Raw genomic sequence first — 23,780 nt, 5'->3', positions numbered from 1 at the left:
TTCACGCTTAATAAGACGCCAGCAAGGCCGAGTTATCTTTTCCGAAGCTGGGCTGTACCCCGAGGATTGGTGCCGCTCTGGCAATGATATCACGCGCGATCGGCAGCGCTGTGAAGGCCGAGATGGTACCGCCGCCACGCTCACCGCTCTTCGGCTCGTCGATGAAGGTCATGACAATGTATTGCGGATTGTCGATCGGGAATGCGGCCAGGAAGCTGTTGAAGTTCAGCGTGTGCGAATAGCGGCCGTTGACGACCTTGTCGGCCGTACCGGTCTTGCTGCCGACATTATAGCCGGGGACGCGCGCATTGCGGCCGGAACCTCTGGTGCCGTTAAACTCCAGCAGGTAGCGAATGTCGTCGCTCGTGCTTTTCTTGACCACCATCTTTGCAATTGCATCGGCCTGATCGCGCGTGCGCGGCAGGAAGGTCGGCTCGATCAGCTTGCCGCCGTTGATGAGCGCCGATGCTGCGACTGCGGTCTGCAATGCTGTGGTTGAGACGCCGTGACCGAAGGAAATGGTGATCGAGTTGATCTTCTTCCAGACGCGAGGCTGTGTCGGCATCTTCACTTCCGGCAACTCGGTGTCCATCTTGTTGAGCAGACCCAGGCGCGTCAGGAATTCCTTATGCGCATCGATGCCAACAAGGTCGGCGATCTTGGCAGTACCGATGTTCGAGGAGTACTGGAAGATTTCCGGAACGGTAAGCACGCGGCGCTGACCATGGAAGTCGTGAATGGTAAAGCCTCCGATCCGGATCGGGGCAGAGGCATCGAAGGCGTCGCGCAGCGAAATCTTGCCGGAGTCGAGCGCCATCGCCATGGTAAAGGTCTTGAAGGTCGACCCCATTTCGAACGTACCGTTCGTCATGCGATTGAGCCATCCCTCGCTCGCCCCTTCGCTTGGATAGTTCGGATCGAAATCGGGCGCGGAAGCCATGCCCAGCACTTCGCCAGTGTGGACGTCGAGGATCGCGGCACCCGCGCCCTTCGCCTGGAAATTCTTGACGGCGTTGACGACGGCATCGCGAACGATACCCTGCACGCGCAGATCGATGGAGAGCTTGACCGGCTGCAGCGGCTGGTCGTTGGTCATACCGGCGGCGGCAAGATCGGCAAGACCCTGGTCGTCAATATATTTCTCCATGCCTGCAACGCCGCGGTTGTCGATATTGACGTAGCCGAGGATATGCGGCGCGGTCGTGCCGCCCGGATAGAAGCGACGCTTCTCGGGACGGAAGCCGATACCGGGAATGCCGAGCGCCAGGATCTGGCTCTGCTGCTTCGGCGTCAGCTGTCGGCGAAGCCAGGCAAAGTGCGAATTCTTGGAGGATAGCTTTCTGTAGGTCGATTTCGCGTCGAGATCCGGCAGGACCTTGCGCAGTTCCTCAACAGCTTCATCGGCATCGATGATCTTGTTCGGTTCCGCAAAGAGCGAGACGGTGCGAATATCGGTCGCCATCAAAGCACCGTTGCGATCGACGATATCCGGGCGCGAAGCCATCAGGCGGTCGGGCGGCAGAATGCTGGAGGTGACATCCGGTGGCGTAAGGGCGAATTGGGCGAGCCGCCCGCCGATGACGCAATAGATGGCAATGAAGCTTCCAACCAGCAGCACGACACGGCTCTTGGCTTGGTTGGATTTGCGCTTGCGCGCGCCCTCGAATTTCGAATGAAAGAAGCCGTCGCTCGGACGATTGTTGCCGTCGGTGGAGAAATGCGCCTTGCTTTTCAAGACCATGATGCGAGAAAGGAAAGACATTAGTGCGCCACCGATCCCGTTGCGATGTTATCGATATCCGACTTCTTGCGCTTGGCCACGACCGGCGCCTTGGGCCGAGGCGCCGGCGCAGACGCCACATCGGCAATCGCTTTCCTGATCTGTGCATCGGTCGTGTCGCCCCCCTTGGAAGCGACTGCGGCACCACCCTTGGAACCGGTCGACTTGCCGCCCTTGCCACTGTCCTTGGCGTCCGCCACAACCGGCGGCGGAACCTGCGAACGCAGCATCGGCAGCTCGCTTGGCTGAACGATGGCCGTCGACAGGGTCGGCTGCAGCTGAAGCTCGTTGCTATAATTGTTGACCAAACGCTCGAGCCGGTTCGGCTGCGAGACTAGAGCCCAGTCCGCCTTGAGGAGTTCGATCGTATCTCTCTCAAGCTTGATATCGGCCTCGAGGCGACGAACCTCTTCCAGCTTCAACTCGGCGCGATGCTTGATCGTATAGGTCACGCTGGCCATCGCCGTCATGACACCAATCAGCACGATGTCAAAGGTCTTCAGCATTCTACCCCCCGAGCTTTCCGAGACTGGCGAGACTTGGCAGATCGAAGATCGAAAGATCTGCCTCTTCCGCTGGCGCCGAAGTGCGAACCCCCGCTCGCAGCTTGGCGGAACGCGCGCGTGGATTGACTTCCGCCTCAGCCTCGCTCGCTGAAATCATCGACTTGCCGACCGTCTCGAAGGTAGCAAGCCGCTCATGCACAACAGGCATATGACGCGATCCGGTCGCACGGCCGGAGCGATCGGCAAAGAATTTCTTGACGATCCGATCCTCCAGGGAGTGGAAAGTCACGACGACAAGACGCCCGCCCGGCTTCAGTGCGCGTTCGGCAGCAAACAGCGCCTGAGCAAGCTCGCCAAGTTCGTCGTTGACGAAAATCCGCAACGCCTGAAAGACGCGCGTAGCCGGATGGATCTTGTCTTTGGCCTTTCGCGGCGTCACAACCTCGATCAGGCCGGCCAGATCGCGAGTGGTCACGAACGGTGCTTCGGCGCGACGCTTCTCGATCGCATGGGCGATACGCGGCGCCTGCTTCTCTTCCCCCAGAAAAACGAAGATGCGAATGAGATCCGCAAGCTTGGCGCGATTGACGACATCGGCCGCCGACACACCGCTTGCCGACATACGCATGTCGAGCGGGCCGTTCTTGCTGAAGGAAAAGCCGCGCTCGGCCTCGTCGATCTGCATGGAGGAAACGCCGATATCGAGAACGACGCCGTCCAGACCACCATCGGGCGCATACTCGGCCAGCTGAGAAAACTGCGATTGGATGAGCCTCAGCCGGCCGGCATGAGCTGCGACGAGAGCCTGCCCCGCTGAGATCGCAGTAGGATCGCGATCGAGCGCGATGACATCTGCGCCACCAGCCAGAATGGCCGACGTATAACCACCAGCCCCGAACGTGCCATCAAGGATGACCTTACCGGGCTCAGGCGCCACCGCTTCGAGCACCTCGGAGAGAAGAACCGGAATGTGACGAACAGGTCCGCCACCGGCACCAGAAGAACCTCCGCCTGAATTCGCCACCATTCCGCTTCCCCGTTCTATTCCGAGCGCCTGCCCGCCAGCCTGCGCTCCTCTCGTGCCTGCGCCTGCAAAGCCAGAAAGGCCTCCGGTCGCCACAATTGAAAATGATCCGCCCGACCGACGAAGGTCACCTCGCCCGTAATTCCGGTGAAATCGCGGATGAAATCCGTGACCATCAACCGTCCTTCGGCATCGAGCCTCATGAAGACCCCGCCCCCATGAATCAGGAGCGACATCTGGTTTGCTGCCGGCGAGAAAAGATCCTCCGCCGCAATCTGCTGCTCGAAGCGATCGAGCAGATCGAGACCGCCGACGCTGATCGCCGGAAACACAAAATCCTGGAAGCAGTAAAGCTCCTGAACGTTGCGCTCGACTAGCACGGAACGAAACGCCGCAGGCACGGAAACCCGCCCCTTGGCGTCGATCCGGTTGGTCGCATTTGACAGGAAGCGGTTCATGACGCGAAACACCCGTCCCCCATGACCCACAAGCACTCATGCGCTCGCGGACACAGCCAAAATCGGACACAGCGTCGCAAGCCGAAAGAGCCAACACCCCTTCGACACCCCCGAAGCGGGAGCAATCATGGCTTTGCGATGATTGGGCTCTGATTTGCCCGTTTACAGTGTTCTTTTGGGATACCATGGGACCATATGGGCGTCAATGGGATGAAGCCGCATCAGGCGCGACCACAGCCTGAATATTCATAAGACGTTAAGTTTAACGAAAGGTTAGGATTGCCTTGAACAGACGTCCCAAAGCGGATTGTTTTCACAGGCGAAAACTTGCATCCGCAACAGTCGAAAACCCCGGAAAACCAGGGCATCCAAAAGCTCTCGAAATAATTTGGAGAGAGCGAAAGGCGCCTCCGTTGAAAAGGCGCGTAGATTTGCCAGTTGGCCTGTAAGCCGGGTTCTGTATGGCTCCGGCCGAGGCCGGAACGTGGCAGCCATTCATCTGGGACGGCGCTTGCGCGACGCCTCTTGCAACCCACCCGGATGACCGGCCCGGAAACGGGCTGGAGCGCTTGCGCGCTCCGCGTCATCCCTATTCGGTTTTGCTCCCGGTGGGGTTTTCCGTGCCGTCGCTGTTTCCAGAGACGCGGTGGGCTCTTACCCCACCCTTTCACCCTTACCCGGTCCTGAGACCGGGCGGTTTGCTTTCTGTGGCACTTTCCCTGAGGTTGCCCTCGCCGGACGTTATCCGGCACCGTGTTTCCGTGGAGCCCGGACTTTCCTCACCTCATCGCCTTTCGGCATTGATGAAGCGCGGCTGCCCGGCCAACTGGCACTGGCTCATTAACCGAGACCGCCCGCAAATGCCACCTAAATATATGGCTTTGCCCAAGCAGGATGTCAGTTACGGAAATGCGCAGAGAAATCCGTGGCGTAGCCCTCGTCCTTGATTCGACCTGCGAGCAGCAGTTCCGCTCCGAGTCGGCCGAGCTCATCGGAACTCTTGGCGGAGGTACCGTTGCAGCCCATCAGGACCGCGACACGCGAGGAAGACGTATAGCCGATCATCGGATAACCGGACGGAGAATAGGAGACGGCGCAGGAATTGGTGAAAGACGGCGGTCGCTTCACACCGGGAACGAGCTCGTGGAATATCCGCACCAGATGTTCGCGTGCCTTGTCGCGGCCCGGTGTACGAAACCAGGCACGCAGCTCCGCTTCGCTCTCGAATTGCAGATCGTCGGGATCGCCGCCGATCTTGATGTAATATTTGCCGTCGGGATAGCGGATCGGCGGCAGCATATAGATGCTGTCCACATCGTCCGGCTTCACGGAAATCAATGACGGCATACCGGACAGGGCCTCGGCTTCCGCCTCGCTCACCTCGAAGAAAGTGACCGTGCGGCCATAAACCTTCATCTCAACAGGCTTCTGCAAGAGATTCTCGGCAATGGAGAAACTGCCGGTGGCAAGCAGCACCTTTTCGGCGCTGAACGTCTCACCCTCCGCGGTCGTGACAACGGCACGACCGGCCTCATCGCGGATCGACAGAGCAGTCTGTTTGATCACCCGCGCGCCTGCTTTTTCAGCAAGCAGGGACTGCGCCTTCACCAGCCGCCTCGGGCTGATATGACCGGCACCGCGAGGCTCGTAGACCCCTTCGCTTCCCGATGAGAACGAGAAGAACGGAAACTTCGCCTTGAGCCCGGCATCATCGAGAAGATCTGTCTCAACGCCCAATCGCTGCGCAGCATTCACGACGTCGCCGACATAGTCGTTCTCCCCACCTCGCTTCGGACCGGTGACGAGGCAGCCGACGGGCGCATAGAACTGAATGCCGCTATCCCGTTCGATTTCCGCATAGCGGCTGATCGAACGGTTTGCGAGGCGCGCCCAATCCGTGTTCGGATCGATCGTACGGGTGATGCGGCCCTCATCGTAGTGGCTGCCGAAGACGCCTTGATGGCTGGCGCGATCTTTCGGCTCATCCGGCCCGATGACCGCAATGCCATCCGTCTGCCTGGCGAGATGGCGGGCAGCGGCGGCCCCCATCATTCCGCGACCGACGACGATGAACCTGAAATCCGCTGCCATGCTACAACCCTCGCTATTCAAAGGCTTTCGATAGCATGGAACGCGATTCCGCCCTACCCGTTATCTAGGATGGAGCGAGGTCAATCCAGAAGCGCCAGCACCTTGCCGCAGTAGCGCTTGGAAACCGGATTCATGCGCGTGGCGGCGTGGCCGGCATTGTATTTGAGGATGGTATTGCAGGTCGGACCGCCGCCTAGATTCTGCGCCATCGCAAGATATTTCATGCCGAACTTGATGTTCGTCTCGGGATCGTAAAGCCCCTTTGCGCGGCCGTTATATCCCATCATGCGTGCCGTCGCGGGCTTGATCTGCATCAGACCGATTTCACCGGCGCTGCCCCGCGTCTTCGGATTGAAATTGCTTTCAATCTGGATGACGGCGGTCGCCAGCTCGACGGCAACGCCATTTTGCTTGGCATATTTGGCGATGAGAGCGGAATAGCCATTTGGCCGGACAAAGGCGTTTTCGGCGCGGCGTATATCGGCGGGAACGTTAGGTGCCGGAAAACCGGTGGTACGGCTGACAGTCTTGAGAGGAACCGTGCGCTGCACCGCATCTCGCTGGCCTGCAAAGGCACTATTATACCCTGCCAGCAGCATACCTACGCACGCTGCAGCCGCAACAATCAAATTTTTCATGTAGTCTTTTGTCTCCAGGGGCGGGACCGCGGGCGGCACAAGCCGTCACGTCCGGCTGGAGGCAAAAAGAGCCGCCGGAATGCACAGTCCCCATTAGTCGTCTACGGCCGCGCGACACACAAACACAGACGGCGCGACCGCCGTTCAGCGAGCGCCGTTAGATCAATGCAATGCGGAAATAATAGGGAAAAGCTGTGGCGCAGCAGGGAGTTACGTCTTTTACGGATTATAGCCGGCTATAGAAATCGCCGGCAGCGGTGCCTTGCCTACGAAAATCGGGGCAATCCAGACAGAAGCCGGTGGAGCGTATCGATCGTGGAAAAATCGGCAATGCCATCGACGCGCTCGGGGCGGAAATGCCGCTGGAACGCCTCGACATCACCCTTCAGTTTCTCGGAGAATTCGCCTGTAATTTCAGTTCCGTAACCGTAGAGCGAGAGCATGGACTGAAGCGCCTCGATCGGCTGCCCCACATCGCCCTTCTGGAAAAAGCGGCCGCCGGTAATGGCAGCCGGCTCAACCCAGTGCCCGACACCCGCGGCGGCAAGCCGCGCCCAGGGGAATCTCTCGCCCGGATCGACCTTGCGCACAGGGGCAACATCGGAGTGCCCAAGCACTCTTTCAGGCGCGATTGCCCAGCGTTGGCCGCAATCACGACACAGTTCGATGACCGCTTCTATCTGCGCATCAGGGAATTCGGGCAGCCCGCCCGGATGGCCGGCATTGGCAATTTCGATGCCGATCGACCGTGAGTTGATGTCGATATCGCCATGCCACGAACTCTTGCCGGCGTGCCATGCTCGCCGCTCTTCCGGAACAAGTTGAACGATCCGTCCGTCCTCGAAAATGAAGTAGTGGCTCGATACCTGACTCTCCGGACGACAGAGCCAATCCAGGGCGCCTTCGGCCGTTCCCATGCCGGTATAGTGTAAAAGAATAATGTCCGGGCGAACACCATCACGCCGCTCGCCGTGGTTTGGCGACGGCTGTACCTCGGCGCGAGCGAAATCGGCCTTGAATGCAATCATGCTGCGCGGCGTTCTTTCTCGATCTCGGCGTAAGCCGCATTCAGTGCCGCCATGCGCTCGTTGGCAATGGCATGAAACTCCTCCGGCACACCGCGCGACACGAGGCGATCCGGATGGTTCTCATAGACGAGCCCATGATAACGGCGGCGAATCGTCGGGAAGTCGTCCTGGCGCGACACGCCAAGCACCTTGTACGGGTCCCGGCCGCCGCTCACATGCCGCGCCATGATCTGCTCGAAGCGCTCTTCGCTCATATGGAAGATCTGCGCGACGTGCTGCAGGAAATCCATTTCCTTCTCGTGAATAAGACCGTCGGCCTTGGCAATGTGGAACAACCCGTCGAGCACGTCCTCCAGCACCGGGCAATTCTCGGTGCACGTTTCGCAAAGCATCGACAAGCGCTCGGCATAGGCTTCGTAGCCCGCTACGTCCTGCCGCGCCAGATTATAAAGACGGGCGACATTCTTGGCCTGATCCGGAGGGAATTCGAAGATCTCGCGAAACGCGTTGACCTCGTTCTCGGTCACGATCCCGTCCGCTTTCGCCATCTTGGCCGAAAGCGCGATGATTGCTACGGAAAAGGCCACTTTGCGACGCGTTTCTGGGTCGCCCTCGAACACGGTGCGAATGGCCTCGACCACCGCCGACAGGGCATTGCCAGCGGTGCTACCAATAGCATTCAGCAATTTTTCCCAAAACGACATCACGGTTCCGCAGGCCTCATAAACTATAGAACACCTTGACCAAATAATGCCCGGCTTTGCAAGCAGTCCATTCGTCGCACGCCTGAAAACACTTTTCACAATTTGGTAATGATGACGTGTTTCCAGCCTACGCCTTTCGCGGCATGCGGCCTCGTCCAGACCATGCTCCAGCCAGAAAACAAACGCTGGTTTCTTAAATTCTTTACTTTACAGCCCTGCGCGCCTGTCGCATCCATTCCCACGGCAATCATGAAATAAAGCAGCCTGTCTGCAAGGAGGATCCCCATGGCCAAACAGAAAGTCGCAATGCTCACCGCCGGCGGATTGGCGCCCTGCCTTTCTTCTGCGGTTGGGGGTCTGATCCAACGCTATACGGACGTAGCGCCGGAAATCGACATCATCGCCTATCGTTCTGGTTACCAGGGAGTTCTGCTGGCGGACAGCATCGCGGTGACGCCGGCGATGCGCGAACGCGCCCACCTTCTGCACCGCTATGGCGGCTCACCGATCGGCAACAGCCGCGTGAAGCTGACCAACGCCGCCGACTGCGTGAAGCGCGGCCTCGTCAAGGAAGGCGAAAATCCGCTGCGTGTCGCAGCCGAGCGTCTCGCTGCCGACGGTGTCACCATTCTCCATACGATCGGCGGCGATGATACCAACACGACGGCAGCCGATCTTGCGGCCTACCTCGGCGCCAATGGCTACGACCTGACCGTCGTCGGTCTGCCAAAGACCGTCGACAACGACGTCGTGCCGATCCGCCAGTCGCTCGGCGCCTGGACGGCGGCGGAAGTCGGCGCCGATTTCTTCGACAATGTCAGCAACGAACAGACTGCCGCCCCGCGCACCTTGGTCATTCATGAAGTCATGGGACGTCACTGTGGTTGGCTGACGGCTGCCACTGCCCGCGCCTACATTCAAAAGACCAGCGCCAATGAATATGTCGAAGGCTTCATGATGAATGCCGGACTGAAGAACATCGATGGCCTCTACCTGCCCGAAATGGCGTTCAATATTGAAGCCGAGGGCGAACGGCTGCGGACGATCATGGAGAAGACCGGCCAGGTGACGCTGTTCGTATCGGAAGGCGCCGCACTCGACGCCATCGTCGCCGAGCGCGAAGCCGCTGGCGAAACCATCAAGCGCGACGCCTTCGGCCACGTGAAAATCGACACCATCAATGTTGGCGGCTGGTTCCAAAAGCAATTCGCCTCGATCATCGGCGCCGAGCGCTCCATGGTACAGAAGTCCGGCTATTTCGCCCGCTCGGCTCCGGCAAACGGCGATGATCTCCGCCTGATCCAGGGCATGGTCGATCTCGCTGTCGAAAACGCCCTTAACAAGGTATCCGGCGTCACCGGCCACGACGAAGGCCAGGGCGGCAAACTGCGCGTTATCGAATTCCCGCGCATCAAGGGCGGCAAGGCATTCGATATGGCCGCACCCTGGTTCGCCGAGGTGATGAACCATATCGGACAGAAATACGTGGAAGCCTGATCGTTCTGCAATCAACCGGCTGGATCGATGATCAAGCCGGTTGATTCATAATCAGGCGGATTGACGGATCGTTAATCCGATGTCTTTGCTGGCAGCGAAAGAGGAATAGAGGAGGATTCCATGTCCATCGAAACCTGGCTCGCTTTCGCCGCCGCGTCCTGTATCATGCTGGCCATACCGGGGCCGACCATTCTCTTGGTCATCTCCTATGCCCTTGGTCACGGCCGCAAAACGGCGCTGGCGACCGTAACCGGTGTGACCCTCGGCGACTTCACAGCGATGACCGCCTCCCTGGCTGGCCTGGGCGCCCTCCTCGCCGCTTCGGCGAGCCTGTTCACGATTCTCAAGCTGATCGGTGCAGCCTATCTCGTCTTCCTCGGAATCAAGCTCTGGCGAGCCCCGATCGTGACCGGTCCGATGGGTGATAATGACAATCTTCCCGAGGAAAAACCGTTAAAGATTATGTTGCACGCCTATGTTGTAACGGCGCTCAACCCAAAGAGCATCGTTTTCTTCATCGCCTTCGTGCCTCAGTTCCTCGACATGTCGAAGCCATTTCTTGAGCAAACGCTTATTTTGGAGGCAACTTTCCTTACTTTGGCGGCTTTGAATTCGCTGATCTACGTCTTCGTCGCCGACATGGCGCGCGGTTTCATCCGCAAGGCAAGCGTGCAACGCGCCGTTAACCGAACGGGCGGAACCCTGTTGATTGCGGCCGGCGCAGTGACCGCCGGATATCGCCGGATGGCCGCTTAACGCCGTCTAGGGTTGCGGCGCGATCACGGATAGGTTAATGGGGATTCATAATTTTATCGATCCTGTGACCGAATTGTGAGGTCCTGTGACCGAATTGCATCGCAAATTAGGTTTGGTTTTTTCGAAAGTGACAGAATGGTAACGATCGGATTTCCCAGCCTGAAGCGCAGCGTTGCCTTATCGGCAATGATGTGCGGCGCTCTCGCCGGGTGTGCTAGCACTCAGCAGCAGGCGTCTCAGGCAGAACTCCCGTCGGCACACACCAACGTGCCGCATCCGAATACGACCCTGATCGCCAATGGAGCCGCTGCGCCCGTTGGCGGTGTCGCAATGGCCGCAGCAGCTCCGGATTTCATCGGCCCGCGCCAGCCGCAGCAAGTCGCAATGGTAAAGTCCGGACGCGTGTCGCCCGGTGCCGTCAACCAGCAGCAAATCGACGCCGCGCAGTCCCGCTTCGGCCAGCCAACGGTGGCTGGGGCAAACGGCGCCAACCAGGGAACCGTCGCTATTGCGGCTGCAACGGGTGCCCCTGCCGCGAATACTACGACGGCAGCTGCCTATGCATCCTCGGATGTGCCGCTCGTTCCTTCCGTAGTCGCAATTCCGATGCCCAATCCGGCTCGCCCCGGCGATGCCGCGCTGATGCCGGCTTCCGGTCCGCTTGCGCAGGCAGAGCCGACCATTCCGATGACCTCGGATATGGCCGCCATCCAGGTTGCCGTCCCGACCCCCCGTCCAGATCCTTCGGCACAGGCGGAAGTCGCTTTCGCAACGCCGGCACAGGTCGGCTTGGGACGCTATGTTGATAATCGCGCCCACTATGATTTCAATTTCGACAGCAGCGGCCCGACGGTTGTTCCTGCCGTCCTGACCACCCAGAATTATGACTCTGACGTGCCGTCCGCAGAAAAGAGCTATGTTTCGAAGCTTATCCAGAAGTACGCCAAGCTCTATGAAATACCGGAGTCGCTGATCCATCGCGTCGTTCATCGCGAAAGCCGCTACAATCCAAAGGCCTACAACAGGGCCGGATATTTCGGCCTGATGCAGATCAAGTACAACACGGCCAAGTCGATGGGTTACGAAGGTCCGGCGTCCGGCCTGCTCGATGCCGAAACCAACATCAAGTATGCCGCCAAATATCTGCGCGGCGCATGGATGACAGCTGATAGCAAGGCACAGAACAAAGAAGCCAACGCAGTGCAGCTCTATGCTCGCGGCTACTACTACGATGCCAAGCGCAAGGGCCTGACGGACGTCGCCAACGGCAATTACTAAGTTTAATGTGAGATTTTGAAAGCCGGCCTAGTTTGTGGCCGGCTTTATCACATCCATGATCCGCTTCAGCAGGATCTGCGGCCGATAATCGGCCCAGGAGGGCGTCAGCCCCATGCGCACCACCACCAGATTGGCAGAGGGAACGATGGCGACCGATTGGCCATCGTGACCACTCATCCAGAATGTGTCCGTCGGCAGGCCGAATTGCGCGTTTGAGCCGCCGGGACCGGCAACCCATGCCTGAACCTGCGAGTAAACGCCTTCTGACGCCTTCGTCGGCGTCCGCATGGCGCCCACGAAGCCTTCCGGCAAAAGCCGGTTCCCCTTCCAGACGCCATCTTGAAGCAGGAACTGGCCGAAGCGCGCCCAATCGCGGGCATTGGCGTAGAGGTAGGAGCTGCCGACATAGGTTCCGCGCTCATCGGCCTCGAAAACCGCGCTATACATGCCGAGCGGCGCGAAAAGCGCCTCGCGCGGATAGGAAATCGCAGCGCTCAAGTTCGGGAGCTTGTTCATCCAGAGCCGGGAAAGAAGCACGGCGGTGCCGCTGGAATAGCTGAACCGCTCTCCGGGTGCGGCCGCCTGACGCGCATTGGCCGCAATGCTCGTCGTATCCGGATCGAGGTAGAGCATACGAGTGACGTCGGAAACGTTGCCATAGGACTCGTTGAAGGCAAGCCCGCTCTCCATCGCCAGCAGATCGCTAAGCCTGATATCCTTGCGCGCATCGTCACTCCATAACGGCAGCAGATGCTGGTCATCGAAAGACATGCGGCCCGCCAGCATGAGGCGGCCGATGATGGCGGCATTGACCGTTTTCGTCATGGACCAGCCGATCAGCGGCGTTGCCTTGCTGAAACCCTCGCCATAGCTTTCCGCGACGATCCGCCCATCCTTGACCACGACGATGGCGCGCATGGCGGGGCCGGCCAAATCCGGGTTCGCGACGATGCTGGCGAGCTTGGCATCCTGTTCGCCTTGGCCGAGATTGACGCTATCTCCATCCGGCCATAGCGCGTCGTTCTTCGGTGCCTTGACCTTGTTGAGGAAAACCGCACTGCGCGCCGCCTGCAGATCGCCGTCGGGCACCGTCGTACAGCCGAGCGCGCCGCGATAGAGCGCATAGTTCGGAGCAAACATTCCGAGGAAACGCGCCCTGACCACGCCATCGTCCCGATCGACGGAAACCCGGATGAGCTTCAGCGCCGGATTTCCCGGAGCCTGTACGTCGTCGGCCAAAACCTGATCCGGATCCCGCTTGGCGACGAATGTGTTGGAGCACACGATCTTGGCGGCGTAGCCATCCCCGACCTTCAGCAGCTCCGGCGGAGAAACGGAAAGCCACACAGCTCCGCCTGCGACAATGATCAGCAGCAGCATGAAAACTGCCCCGATCACTCTCGAAATCAAACGCATATCACATACCCTCCAAAGGTAGGCGGAGACAATCAGGAAACACAGCAAGATGAAAGAGGTATCGTCGCCGGTTGCCCCTCAAATAGCGGCAAGGGCGCAATTCCGCCAGATGTACCAACAGTCCACGTCATCAGACTGTAGCATTGCCGGGTTACACGCCCAGAACCTTAAAAATCGGTAACAAGACTCAGATGACGGAAATCGCCCCGGATGCCGGCCTCCAGAAGAACCGGAAACTCAAGGACGCTCTGCTACAGCATAAGGCACTCTCCAAAGCCGGCCTCTCAGAGCGGCTGTTCGGGATGCTGTTTTCCGGCCTCGTCTATCCGCAGATCTGGGAGGATCCGGATGTCGACATGCAGGCGATGGAGCTCCAGCCGCATCACCGCATCGTCACCATCGGCTCCGGCGGCTGCAATATGCTCGCCTATCTCTCGCAGAACCCTGCATCGATCGATGTCGTCGATCTCAATCGCCATCACATCGCACTCAACAAGCTGAAGCTCGCCGCGTTCCGGCTGCTGCCGGACCACGTTGATCTGGTGCGTTTCTTCGCGACGCCGCACGTTGCCGCAAATAGCCAGGCTTATGACCAGTTCATCGCTCCGCGGCTGGATCCGGCAACGGCCTCCTATTGGGATGGCCGCGACCTCTACGGCCGCCGACGCGTGACGGTCTTCAACCGCAACATCTACAAGACCGGCCTGCTCGGCCGCTTCATCGGCGCAGCCCATGTGCTTGCACGCCTGCACGGCGTCCGACTTGCAAAAATGACCGATGCGCGCACACTTCGCGAACAGCGCCAGTTCTTCGAAAACGAAATCGCTCCGATCTTCGATCGGCCGGCGGTTCGCTGGCTGCTCGGTCGCAAAAGTTCGCTCTTCGGCCTCGGCATCCCGCCGCAGCAGTATGACGAACTCGCAAGCCTTGCTGGCGACGATTCCATCTCGGCCGTGCTGAAGCACCGCCTGGAAAAGCTCGCCTGTCACTTTCCGATGCGCGAGAATTATTTCGCCTGGCAGGCCTTCGCGCGCCGCTACGCCGGTCAACATCAGGGTCCCCTACCGACATATTTGAGGCCGGAGCACTATGCTGCGATCCGCGCCAATGCCGACCGCGTCGACGTGCACCACGCCAATTTTACAGAGTTGCTGGCGTCCAAGCCCGCTGCCTCGCGTGATCGCTACATTCTTCTTGATGCTCAAGACTGGATGACCGACGAGCAGCTCAACAGCCTCTGGGCGGAAATTACCCGCACTGCACGCGAAGGCGCCCGCGTGATCTTCCGCACGGCCGCGGAAAAGAGCATCATCGAAGGCCGGCTGTCACCCGCCATCCGCGACCAGTGGGTCTATTTCGAAGAACGCTCGCAAGAGCTCAATGCGCTCGATCGTTCTGCCATCTACGGCGGCTTCCACATCTACGGGAAAAAAGCGTGAGCCAGGCTGATACCGGTATAGAGACCAGCGCCAACAACCATGCCAGGCTGATGGACGGCATGTACCGCTATCAGCGTCACATCTACGATCTGACGCGGAAATACTACCTCTTCGGACGTGATCGAACGATCGCGCATCTCAACGTGCCGGTCGGCGGCTCTCTGCTCGAAGTCGGTTGCGGCACCGGACGCAACATGCTGCTCGCCTACAGAAAGTTCCCGTCCTCGAAGCTGTATGGCCTCGACATCTCGCAGGAGATGCTGATTTCGGCCCGTAACAATTTTCGCGGCCTGAAGCAGATGCCGGATTTCCGCGTCGCCGACGCCACGGCATTCTCTCCGTCCGACTTTCATGTCGATGGCTTCGACCGCGTGATGGTTTCCTACGCCCTGTCGATGATCCCAGACTGGAAGAACGCGATCGACGCATCGCTGGCCGCCGTCGCACCCGGCGGCGAGCTCCATATCGTCGATTTCGGCCAGCAGGAGGGCTTACCGGGCTGGTTCCAGGCTCTTCTCAAAGGGTGGCTGAAGAAATTTCACGTCACACCGCGCGCCGATCTCCTCACAGTGCTGGAAGAGAAGGCACAAGCTCGCGGCATGTCGCTCAAGACCGAGAAGATCGGGCGAGGCTACGCCTGGCGAGCCGTCATCACCAAGCAAGGCGCTTGAGCTCAAGCTGATTTCAGCGCGAAACCAGTGTCGAAGAGGCTTCAAGCATAAGAATTTGCTTGAAGATAACGCATTTTTTACGTTGATATGGTGAACGAAGCGGCAAGATCGGCTGTCTGCAGCGCGGTCTACCGCTCTTTCAGATACGGGAACCCTCAAGCGGAGACCCGGTCTCAGGGCAATTAGATCACTCGGTTGTTGACGGGATAAACATGCGCAGGCTTCTGTTGTGCCTATTGCCGCTCGCCTTTCTAGTGAACGGCTGCACGACAGGCTACGATGCCTTCTCGGACGTATCCTCCGCCAAGACCCGGTTCAGCGATACGAAACCACAGGATTTCGGCAGCGATCATCCGCAGCGACACGCCATCCACGGCATCGACATTTCGAAATGGCAGGGCGACATCGACTGGCGGGCCGTCAAGGCTTCCGGGGTTGCTTTCGTCTTCATCAAGGCAACGGAAGGCAAGGATCGGATCGATCCGCGCTTCACCGAATACTGGAATGAGGCCAGCACCGCGGGGCTTCTGCACGCGCCCTATCACTTCTTCTATTTCTGCTCGACTGCCGACGAACAGGCCGATTGGTTCATCCGCAACGTACCGAAGGATGCCATGGCGCTTCCCCCCGTTGTCGATGTCGAATGGAACCCCGGCTCGCCAACTTGCCGGACAAGGCCGGCCCCGGAGGTCGTGCGGACGGAAATAAAGCGCTTCATGGATCGCCTGCAGGCCTATTACGGCAAACGGCCGATCATCTACACCTCGGTCGATTTCCACCGGCAGAACCTTGTCGGCTACTTCAAGGACTATCACTTCTGGGTGCGCTCGGTCGCAAAGCACCCCAAAGAGATCTATGCGGACCGCACATGGGCCTTTTGGCAGTATACGTCCACGGGCCTCGTCCCCGGCATCAAAGGGCCGACGGATATCAATGTCTTTGCCGGTTCCGAGCAAAATTGGCACAACTGGGTGGCGGCAGTACAGAAGCAAGGAAATTCTTGAGACTGAGCCCACTTCTCTCTTGCTAATGTCACAATCTTCTGTGAAAGCGACCCTATTCTATCACTAGAGAGGATCGTTCATGGACCGTCACACCCTTCGACGCAGCACGCTCGGGTTGATCTTCGCTTCAGCCATGGCCGGCTCTGCAATCGCTCAGAGCGCGGCTCCTGCAGCAGTACCGCCCGCAAGCAGCGCCGCCAATCCGAAGCCAGCCTGTGGCGGCGATCTGGCAGCCTTCCTGGCCGGTGTGAAAGCCGAAGCAATTACCGACGGTGCAGACGCCGCATCCGCCGACAAGACGCTGGCCGGCGCGCAGATCGACCAAAAAGTTCTCGCCATGGACCGAAGCCAGGGCGTATTCCGTCAGACCTTCCTCGAATTCTCGCAGCGCACCGTCAGCCAGGGCCGCCTCGATATCGGCCGGCAGAAGATGAAGCAATATGCCGACGTCTTCGCCAAGGCTGAAAAGGACTATGGCGTTCCCGCCGGCGTGATCACCGCCTTCTGGGCGATGGAAACCGACTTCGGCGCAGTTCAGGGTAACTTCAATACCCGCAACGCCCTGGTCACCCTCGCTCATGATTGCCGCCGGCCGGAGTTCTTCCGCCCGCGCCTGATCGCGCTCATCGAACTGGTGCAGCGTGGCGACGTCGATCCCACGACGACGACAGGCGCATGGGCCGGTGAAATCGGCCAGACACAGATGCTGCCGCCCGACATCATTGCCTACGGCACGGATGGCGATGGCGACGGCCACGTTAATTTGAAGACCAGCGCGCCCGACGTGATCCTGACCACGGCGCGTTTCCTCCAGCATCTCGGCTTCATTCGCGATCAACCCTGGCTGCAGGAAGTCGCCGTACCAGATAATCTCCCCTGGGAAAAATCCGGCATTGGCGGCACGCTGACGGCTGGTGATTGGTTCAAGCTTGGCGTCAAGCCGCGTGATGGCGATACCAAATTCGCGTCTCTGCCAGCTGCGCTCATCCTGCCGCAAGGCCGCAAGGGACCGGCTTTCCTGACCTATCCGAACTACAATACCTATCTCGGATGGAACCAGTCGTTCATCTACACGACCTCGGCCGCCTATTTCGCCACGCGTTTCGCCGGCGCTCCTCCCTATAACAAGGGCGCGCCTGAGGTTGGCCTGAACGATGTCGACATGAAGGCGCTTCAGACGAAGCTCGTTGCGCGCGGCTACGATGTCGGCAAGATCGACGGCATTCTCGGTTCGGGCACGCGTGTCGCCATCCAGAAGGAGCAATTCCGCCTCGGCATGCCTGCAGACGGTTGGGCGACATCCGCTTTGCTCAACGCACTCTAAGATCCTTCAAAGATCTATCGAAAAGGCGGCCAAGGAGCCGCCTTTTTGTTTGCCAGGACGTTGCCGATCGTTCGCTTATGCCCATTCTGTCCCGTAGCGCAGGAAACGGGTGGAGGTAGCGCCTATTCTCGGGCTACATAGGCAGGAACCGGAGGAGACGCGATGAGCAGCGAAAATCGAATGAGTGCCTTGACCTGGAGCCTGCTGCTATTGCTCGGACTCATATGGGGCGGATCTTTTTTCTTCGCGCGGATTGCCGTTCACTACGTCCCGCCCTTCACGCTTGTTCTTCTGCGATTGTCGCTGGCAGCCCTCGCCTTGCACCTGTATCTCGCCGGTCGCTTCGGGGTCTATGAGGCGCTGCGGCGCCATTGGTGGCAATTCCTGCTGCTCGGCCTGATCAACAATGCCGTGCCCCACACATTGCTCTTTGTCGGCCAAACCCAGATGGGGGCCGGGCTTGCGTCGATCCTCAACGCCACGACACCGATCTGGACGGTTCTGATCGGCAATCAGCTGACGACCGACGAGCGCCTGACATCGGCCAAACTCGCCGGCTGCCTTACCGGGCTTGCCGGCACGGTCGTACTACTTGCCCCGAGCGTGACCGCCAGCGCCTCGGTGCCGTTATGGGCGGTCACGCTGCCAATCCTCGCAGCCATCTCCTACGGCTTTGCGGCAATCTATGCGAAGCGCTTCAAGGGCATCGCGCCACCCGTCATCGCCGTTGGCCAATTGACCGGCTCCTCGCTCATCATGCTGCCGATTGCCTTGAGCATGGATCAGCCTTGGCACCTCGCAATGCCACCGCTAACGGCAATTGCAGCCATCCTGGGTCTGGCCCTGCTGTCGACGGCCTTCGCCTATATCCTTTTCTTCCGCATCATGGCGCTTGCCGGCGCCACCAACACCTCCCTCGTCACGCTGCTGGTGCCGCCCTTCGCCATTTTGCTGGGCTTTCTCTTCCTCGGCGAGCGGCTCGGCTTCAGTGAAGTCGCAGGCATGGCGCTCATCGCCGCCGGACTACTCATTCTCGATGGCAGGGTTTACACGTGGCTCAGAGGTGGCGCGCGCCCGGGCCTGACGCGACCCGAATAACGACCCTCGGGGCGGTATTCCCTACCCGAGGCAGGCTGCTTGGTAATATTTATTCACAATCCGTTAGCGAGACAGTTGCGAGCGATTTCCAAATAAAATCAACACGCTGGTGCCGGACCATGAATCCGAATGGCAATCTCGTACCGCATCGCAGCAACGAATTTCCTTTCCAAAGGACACATTCTGGACATAAAACTTACTGGCTGACTGAGGAGGAAGACATGGGATTGACGCGATCCATCAACGTCCTAGTGGTCGGTGCAGCCTTTGCCTTTGTCGTAACAATGCTCTTCATCTGACGACTTGGGTAAGCCTGCAAACGATCGAACTCCGAAAGCTAACAAAACACCTATTCCATTAGAAAAGCGCATGTCCGGGTTGGACATGCGCTTTTTCATGAACAGATATTATATCCACCACGCCCGTCAGGCAGCAGCACCCGCGCGCGTATCAGCCTTGCGCTGAATTCCCAGCCGTTCAAGAACGGCGGATACAAGCGGCGAACGGTTCATCGTGTAGAGATGAAACTCGTCTATGCCACGGCGCACCAGATCCTGGATCTGCTCGGCCGCAACTTCGGCCGCAACCTGTGCACGCAGCTCGATATCATCGTCCGTACCTGCAAAACGCTCGTCGAGCCAAGACGGAATGCTGGTGCCGCAGGCGCCCGCAAAGCGCTTCAGCTGCGTCAAATTCTGGATCGGCATGATTCCCGGCACGACCGGAATTTTGATCCCGGCAGCGCGCACGCGGTCATGATAGCGCTCGAACGCATCATTATCGAAGAAGAACTGCGTCAAAGCCCTGTCGGCGCCGTTATCAGCCTTGCGCTTCAACATATCGACATCGGCGGAAGTATCGCGGCTCTCAGGATGCTTTTCCGGATACGCCGAAACGGAAATATCGAAATCGCCGCGCTCGCGCAGCGCAGCCACCAGTTCGGCTGCATTGGCATAGCCGCCTGGATGCGGCTGATAGGCAGAGCCGACACCACCCGGCGGATCGCCACGCAGGGCCACGAAACGGCGAACGCCAGCCGCTAGAAACTCATCGATCACCCGATGCGTGTCCTCGCGCGTGGCGCCGACGCAGGTCAGGTGCGACGCGGTGGTGAACGGCGTCTCATGAATCATCTTGCGCACGGCGGAAAGCGTCGGCGCCTTGGTCGAGCCGCCCGCTCCATAGGTAACCGAGACGAATTCGGGATCCCACTCGGTGAGATCAGCAACGGTGTTCCACAGCTGCTGTTCGGCCTCCTCCGACTTCGGCGGAAAGAACTCGAAGGATATACGGATGCCGCTTTGGCCGTTTTCCGTTTTCGAAGACATATCAAACTCTCCCAGCAAGAATGGGGGACGATTGGCGATCCTGCTCGGCCGCGATCAGCAGCCGCGGGTCGCGCGCCAGCCAAATGGTGACTGTCAGCGCCTGACCGCTTTCCTTCCCTGAATGAAGATCCTGTACCTGCTCGACATCGAGCCCCGCCAATTTCAGCCAATCCGATATGGTCTGGTGCGAGAAGCCGAGACGCAGATGCGCATGCTCATCACGCAAATATTCAAGCCCGTGCGGCGCCAGATCGATAATCACAAGCCGACCGCCGGGCCGCAGCATTCGTACGGCCTCCACAATCGCAATCTCGGGCTGATCGAGAAAATGCAGCACCTGGTGAATGGTGATCAGATCGAAATCCTGCTCTTCGAGGGGCAGGTTGAAAATGTCGCCTTGGCGCACCGAGGCTGCGGTAATGTTGGAACGGTCGAGATTGGCCCGCGCGACGGCAAGCATGTCACGGCTGGCGTCGATGCCGATCGCGCGCCTGTAATGCCCTGCCAATAGCTGCAGCATGCGCCCGGTGCCGGTTCCTAGATCAAGAAAGGAATCGATCTGCTGCGGGCCGATCAGCTCGATCAGCGCCTTGTCCACATCTTCATCAGCGGCATGCAGACGGCGCAACTCATCCCACTCCGCCGCATTCCGGCTGAAATAGGCTTGTGCCCGCTCGGCACGGACCCGTTTGACGGCACTAAGACGCTCCGCATCGCGCAACAGCACCGGATCCTTTTCAGCAGTGTGGCGCAGAAGAGTATGCGCAAGCGTTACCGCCTTGCCCTCTTGCTTCAGACGGAAATAGGCCCAGGCGCCCTCCTGATAGCGGTCGATCAGACCTGCCTCGCCCAGCAGTTTCAGGTGACGAGAAATGCGGGGCTGCGATTGGCCGAGAATTTCAGTAAGGTCGGTGACAGTCAGGTCGCCTGCGGCAAGGAGCGCCATGAGACGCAGCCGTGTCTGTTCGCCGACGGCCTTCAGCACGTCCACAACCTCTTCCAAGCCGAGCTTCACCAGATCCGTCATTCGACACCCAATCAAGATATAAAGATATCTTTATGTGATTTGAGCGCGATCTGCAAGAGCCAATCTCTCGCGACGCTAATTCGACGTCGGAAATCTCTTAGTTTCTGACGAAAACGGAATATCCGGATACTCGGATGGGCAAACAAAAACCCCGAACAAGCCGGGGTTTTCGAATTGCAAAACCGAGAGGTTAGCGCGTCAGCCGCTTGTGCGCCTGGCTGCCCGGATTGAGGGCATCGGGGCCGAGACGGCGGATCTTGTCCTGCTCGTAATCCTCGAAGTTGCCTTCGAACCATTCGACATGGCCTTCGCCTTCAAAGGCTAGGATATGCGTGGCAAGACGGTCGAGGAACATGCGATCATGGCTAATGATGATGGCGCAGCCGGCGAAGTTTTCGAGCGCGCTTTCCAGAGCCCCCAGCGTTTCCGTATCAAGGTCGTTTGTGGGTTCGTCGAGCAGAAGCACGTTGCCGCCAGCCTTCAGCATCTTGGCTAGGTGAACACGGTTGCGCTGACCGCCGGAGAGATTGCCAACCTTCTGCTGCTGGTCACCGCCCTTGAAGTTAAAGGCGCCGCAATAGGCGCGCGAGTTCATGTCGAACTTGCCGAGCTTGATGATTTCGGCGCCGCCAGAGATTTCCTCCCACACGGTTTTATTGCCGTCAAGCGCATCGCGGCTCTGGTCGACATAACTGAGATGCACCGTCTCGCCGATGCGGACCGAGCCGGAATCCGGCTTTTCCTGCCCCGTGATCATCTTGAACAGGGTGGTCTTGCCGGCGCCGTTCGGGCCGATGATGCCGACGATGCCGCCCGGCGGCAGCTTGATCGACAGATCGTTGATCAGCGTGCGGCCTTCGAAGCCCTTGGTGATGCCCTCCATCTCGATCACTACCTGGCCGAGACGCTCGCTGACCGGAATGATAATCTGCGCATCGCCTGGACGCTGATTCTCGGCAGCATCGACCAGCTGTTCGTAAGCGTTGATACGCGCCTTGGACTTGGCTTGACGGGCCTTGGGGCTGGAGGCGATCCATTCCTGTTCGCGGCTGATTGCCTTCTGACGGCCGGCTTCTTCGCGGGCTTCCTGCTGCATGCGCTTGGCCTTGGCCCGCAGATAGGCGGAATAGTTGCCTTCGTAGGGAATGCCACGGCCGCGGTCGAGTTCGAGAATCCAGCCGGTAACATTGTCGAGGAAGTAGCGATCGTGGGTGATCATCATCACGGCACCCGGATAGTCGCGCAGGTGCTTTTCCAGCCAGGCGATGGTCTCGGCGTCGAGATGGTTGGTCGGTTCGTCGAGCAGCAGCAGGTCCGGTTGAGAGAGAAGCAGGCGGCAAAGCGCGATACGGCGGCGCTCGCCGCCGGAAAGGCTGGTGACTTCGGCATCGCGCGGCGGGCAGCACAATGCTTCCATCGCCATCTCGACCTGACTTTCCAGATCCCAGAGATTCTGGCTGTCGATGATGTCCTGAAGCTTGGCGCCCTCTTCCGCCGTCTCGTCGGAATAGTTCATCATCAATTCGTTGTAGCGATTGAGGATTTCGGTTTTCTTGGCAACGCCTTCCATGACGTTTTCGAAAACCGTCTTGTTGGGATCGAGCTGGGGCTCCTGCGCCAGGTAGCCGATGGTGGCGCCTTCGGCCAGCCAGGCTTCGCCGGTATATTCCTTGTCGAGGCCGGCCATGATGCGCAGCACCGTCGACTTACCGGCGCCGTTCGGGCCGAGAATACCGATCTTGGCGTCAGGATAGAAGGAGAGATGGATATTCTCGAGGATCTTCTTGGCGCCATAGGACTTATTCAGTCCGGCCATATGATAAATAAACTGACGTGCCATAGCTTGGGTTACTCCACGGGCGGATAACATTGCGAATTGTGCCGCTATGTAGGCGAAACCCGGCCCTCGGGCAACGGCGAAACCTTGTCCGAGGGCATTTATCCGCGACTGAGAGGCCGGATTAGCTTAGAAACCAGCCGCGTCGACGACGCCGCGATCGCAGCCGAACGACGTGCTGCCCGCACCCTGAATGAGTTTTGCGAGCCGCGGCTCGTTACCCTGTTGCGGATCGATTGCATCTTCCGACAGGCCTATGGTCAATTCCGAGATCATCCGGACATTGCCGACGCGGCGGCAGCTCATCTTGATACGTGCATTGGCATCCTCGCCGAAACTTTGGTCGAAGGCGGCCTTGATGCTTTCCGCATCCAGCTCCTTGCCGATATTCTTGGCGAAGAGATCACGCACGGCAGAGGCATTGAGCTCAGTGATCAGACCGGCGGCGATGGAGAAATATTGGTCGGCAGTCAGTTTCGCGCACGTGCCGTGCTTGACCCATTCATGCCGCTCGAGGCCGGATTGCGTGCCCGGCATGACCTTGTCCAGCTTGGCCTTGACGTCCTGGGACAACTGTACCGCCGGCAGGTCCTTCCAGTCGCGGCCGCGATCCGCCTGCTTCAGGTCATCGGAAACGTCGCAATATTCCTGCCGCATCGGCCAAAGGCCATGCAGCGAAAAATTCGTAGCATCGTAATTGCTTGACGACTGGTTCCGGCATTCCGCCTTCTTCTGGTTTGTCGCACAGAATGCCGGCTCCCAACTTGCCGCCAGGATGAAGCGTGTACGCCCCCTGCTGTGTTCCTGCGCCGCCGCGCTCGCGATTGTCCCGACCGAAAGGAGCACAACCGTAAATACTCGAAGCAAATGCTTCAT

Annotated in this window: 21 protein-coding genes and 1 other RNA gene; 8 read left to right on the top strand and 14 right to left on the bottom strand. The window is 59.2% G+C overall.

The window, feature by feature from the left end; translation table 11 throughout:
• Positions 1 to 7: 7 nt before the first annotated feature.
• The 9 genes from GGD46_RS10890 to GGD46_RS10850 form a co-directional block, all read right to left on the bottom strand.
• A complete protein-coding gene (locus GGD46_RS10890; RefSeq protein ID WP_184703789.1) occupies positions 8 to 1,762 on the bottom strand; it encodes a peptidoglycan D,D-transpeptidase FtsI family protein in 1,755 nt (584 codons plus the stop codon).
• On the bottom strand, positions 1,762 to 2,286 hold the full coding sequence (locus tag GGD46_RS10885; protein WP_184703788.1) for a hypothetical protein: 525 nt from the start codon (positions 2,284 to 2,286) through the stop codon (positions 1,762 to 1,764). Before GGD46_RS10885 ends, GGD46_RS10890 begins: the two co-directional genes overlap by 1 nt.
• Before the next feature lies 1 nt (position 2,287).
• Complete coding sequence (gene rsmH / locus GGD46_RS10880) at positions 2,288 to 3,313, bottom strand: 16S rRNA (cytosine(1402)-N(4))-methyltransferase RsmH (RefSeq protein WP_184703787.1); 1,026 nt, start codon at positions 3,311 to 3,313, stop codon at positions 2,288 to 2,290.
• A gap of 14 nt (positions 3,314 to 3,327) precedes the next feature.
• Positions 3,328 to 3,768 (bottom strand): division/cell wall cluster transcriptional repressor MraZ, encoded by a 441-nt coding sequence (gene mraZ, locus GGD46_RS10875; RefSeq protein WP_184703786.1) that lies wholly within the window; start codon positions 3,766 to 3,768, stop codon positions 3,328 to 3,330.
• A 430-nt stretch (positions 3,769 to 4,198) separates the two neighbouring features.
• Positions 4,199 to 4,598, bottom strand: an RNA gene (rnpB, locus tag GGD46_RS10870) — RNase P RNA component class A.
• Between the two features lie 67 nt (positions 4,599 to 4,665).
• On the bottom strand, positions 4,666 to 5,859 hold the full coding sequence (locus GGD46_RS10865; RefSeq protein ID WP_184703785.1) for an NAD(P)/FAD-dependent oxidoreductase: 1,194 nt from the start codon (positions 5,857 to 5,859) through the stop codon (positions 4,666 to 4,668).
• A gap of 80 nt (positions 5,860 to 5,939) precedes the next feature.
• The gene (locus GGD46_RS10860) at positions 5,940 to 6,497 is read right to left on the bottom strand and encodes a lytic transglycosylase domain-containing protein (protein WP_184703784.1); all 558 of its coding nucleotides are present in this window, start codon (positions 6,495 to 6,497) and stop codon (positions 5,940 to 5,942) included.
• Positions 6,498 to 6,763: 266 nt separating this feature from the next.
• Positions 6,764 to 7,525: an N-acetylmuramoyl-L-alanine amidase gene (locus GGD46_RS10855; RefSeq protein ID WP_184703783.1), complete on the bottom strand. Its 762-nt coding sequence runs from the start codon at positions 7,523 to 7,525 to the stop codon at positions 6,764 to 6,766.
• Positions 7,522 to 8,229, bottom strand: a complete 708-nt coding sequence (locus GGD46_RS10850) for a J domain-containing protein (protein WP_184703782.1) — start codon at positions 8,227 to 8,229, stop codon at positions 7,522 to 7,524. The genes GGD46_RS10855 and GGD46_RS10850 overlap by 4 nt, the downstream gene beginning before the upstream one ends.
• A 285-nt stretch (positions 8,230 to 8,514) precedes the next feature.
• On the opposite strand from GGD46_RS10850, the gene GGD46_RS10845 reads away from it, so the two are divergent.
• The 3 genes from GGD46_RS10845 to GGD46_RS10835 all read left to right on the top strand — a co-directional run bounded on the left by GGD46_RS10845 (position 8,515) and on the right by GGD46_RS10835 (position 11,760).
• Entirely contained in the window at positions 8,515 to 9,726 is a 1,212-nt protein-coding gene (locus tag GGD46_RS10845) for a pyrophosphate--fructose-6-phosphate 1-phosphotransferase (protein WP_184703781.1), read from the top strand.
• A gap of 120 nt (positions 9,727 to 9,846) precedes the next feature.
• Positions 9,847 to 10,482: a LysE family translocator gene (locus GGD46_RS10840; protein ID WP_184703780.1), complete on the top strand. Its 636-nt coding sequence runs from the start codon at positions 9,847 to 9,849 to the stop codon at positions 10,480 to 10,482.
• A gap of 135 nt (positions 10,483 to 10,617) precedes the next feature.
• A complete protein-coding gene (locus GGD46_RS10835; RefSeq protein ID WP_184703779.1) occupies positions 10,618 to 11,760 on the top strand; it encodes a lytic transglycosylase domain-containing protein in 1,143 nt (380 codons plus the stop codon).
• A gap of 27 nt (positions 11,761 to 11,787) precedes the next feature.
• Here the strand turns inward: GGD46_RS10835 and GGD46_RS10830 are convergent, their stop codons facing one another.
• Entirely contained in the window at positions 11,788 to 13,176 is a 1,389-nt protein-coding gene (locus GGD46_RS10830) for a serine hydrolase domain-containing protein (RefSeq protein WP_184703778.1), read from the bottom strand.
• 191 nt (positions 13,177 to 13,367) lie between these two features.
• Between GGD46_RS10830 and GGD46_RS10825 the strand changes: the two genes are divergently transcribed.
• The 5 genes from GGD46_RS10825 to GGD46_RS10805 all read left to right on the top strand — a co-directional run bounded on the left by GGD46_RS10825 (position 13,368) and on the right by GGD46_RS10805 (position 18,712).
• A complete protein-coding gene (locus tag GGD46_RS10825; protein ID WP_184703777.1) occupies positions 13,368 to 14,615 on the top strand; it encodes a DUF3419 family protein in 1,248 nt (415 codons plus the stop codon).
• Positions 14,612 to 15,286, top strand: coding sequence for a class I SAM-dependent methyltransferase (locus tag GGD46_RS10820; protein WP_409527675.1), 675 nt, complete (start codon positions 14,612 to 14,614; stop codon positions 15,284 to 15,286). The genes GGD46_RS10825 and GGD46_RS10820 overlap by 4 nt, the downstream gene beginning before the upstream one ends.
• Positions 15,287 to 15,498: 212 nt before the next feature.
• Entirely contained in the window at positions 15,499 to 16,290 is a 792-nt protein-coding gene (locus GGD46_RS10815; RefSeq protein ID WP_184703776.1) for a GH25 family lysozyme, read from the top strand.
• Positions 16,291 to 16,369: 79 nt separating this feature from the next.
• Positions 16,370 to 17,614 (top strand): lytic murein transglycosylase, encoded by a 1,245-nt coding sequence (locus GGD46_RS10810; RefSeq protein WP_184703775.1) that lies wholly within the window; start codon positions 16,370 to 16,372, stop codon positions 17,612 to 17,614.
• Between the two features lie 162 nt (positions 17,615 to 17,776).
• Positions 17,777 to 18,712 (top strand): DMT family transporter, encoded by a 936-nt coding sequence (locus tag GGD46_RS10805; protein WP_184703774.1) that lies wholly within the window; start codon positions 17,777 to 17,779, stop codon positions 18,710 to 18,712.
• A 425-nt stretch (positions 18,713 to 19,137) separates the two neighbouring features.
• On the opposite strand, the gene metF is transcribed toward GGD46_RS10805, so the two are convergent.
• The 4 genes from metF to GGD46_RS10785 all read right to left on the bottom strand — a co-directional run bounded on the left by metF (position 19,138) and on the right by GGD46_RS10785 (position 23,780).
• Positions 19,138 to 20,040, bottom strand: coding sequence for a methylenetetrahydrofolate reductase [NAD(P)H] (gene metF / locus GGD46_RS10800; RefSeq protein ID WP_184703773.1), 903 nt, complete (start codon positions 20,038 to 20,040; stop codon positions 19,138 to 19,140).
• A gap of 1 nt (position 20,041) precedes the next feature.
• Positions 20,042 to 21,067, bottom strand: a complete 1,026-nt coding sequence (locus tag GGD46_RS10795) for a metalloregulator ArsR/SmtB family transcription factor (RefSeq protein WP_184703772.1) — start codon at positions 21,065 to 21,067, stop codon at positions 20,042 to 20,044.
• A 190-nt stretch (positions 21,068 to 21,257) separates the two neighbouring features.
• Positions 21,258 to 22,907 carry an energy-dependent translational throttle protein EttA gene (ettA, locus tag GGD46_RS10790; protein WP_037151086.1) on the bottom strand — a complete coding sequence of 550 codons (1,650 nt, stop codon included), beginning with the start codon at positions 22,905 to 22,907 and terminating at the stop codon, positions 21,258 to 21,260.
• Between the two features lie 126 nt (positions 22,908 to 23,033).
• Complete coding sequence (locus GGD46_RS10785) at positions 23,034 to 23,780, bottom strand: ribonuclease T2 family protein (protein WP_184703771.1); 747 nt, start codon at positions 23,778 to 23,780, stop codon at positions 23,034 to 23,036.

It is taken from the genome of Martinezella lusitana, from assembly GCF_014207095.1.
Taxonomy (GTDB): Bacteria; Pseudomonadota; Alphaproteobacteria; order Rhizobiales; family Rhizobiaceae; genus Rhizobium; species Rhizobium lusitanum_B.
The sequence above is the reverse complement of the archived record's forward strand: the minus strand, read 5'-3'. Positions and strand labels throughout refer to the sequence as shown.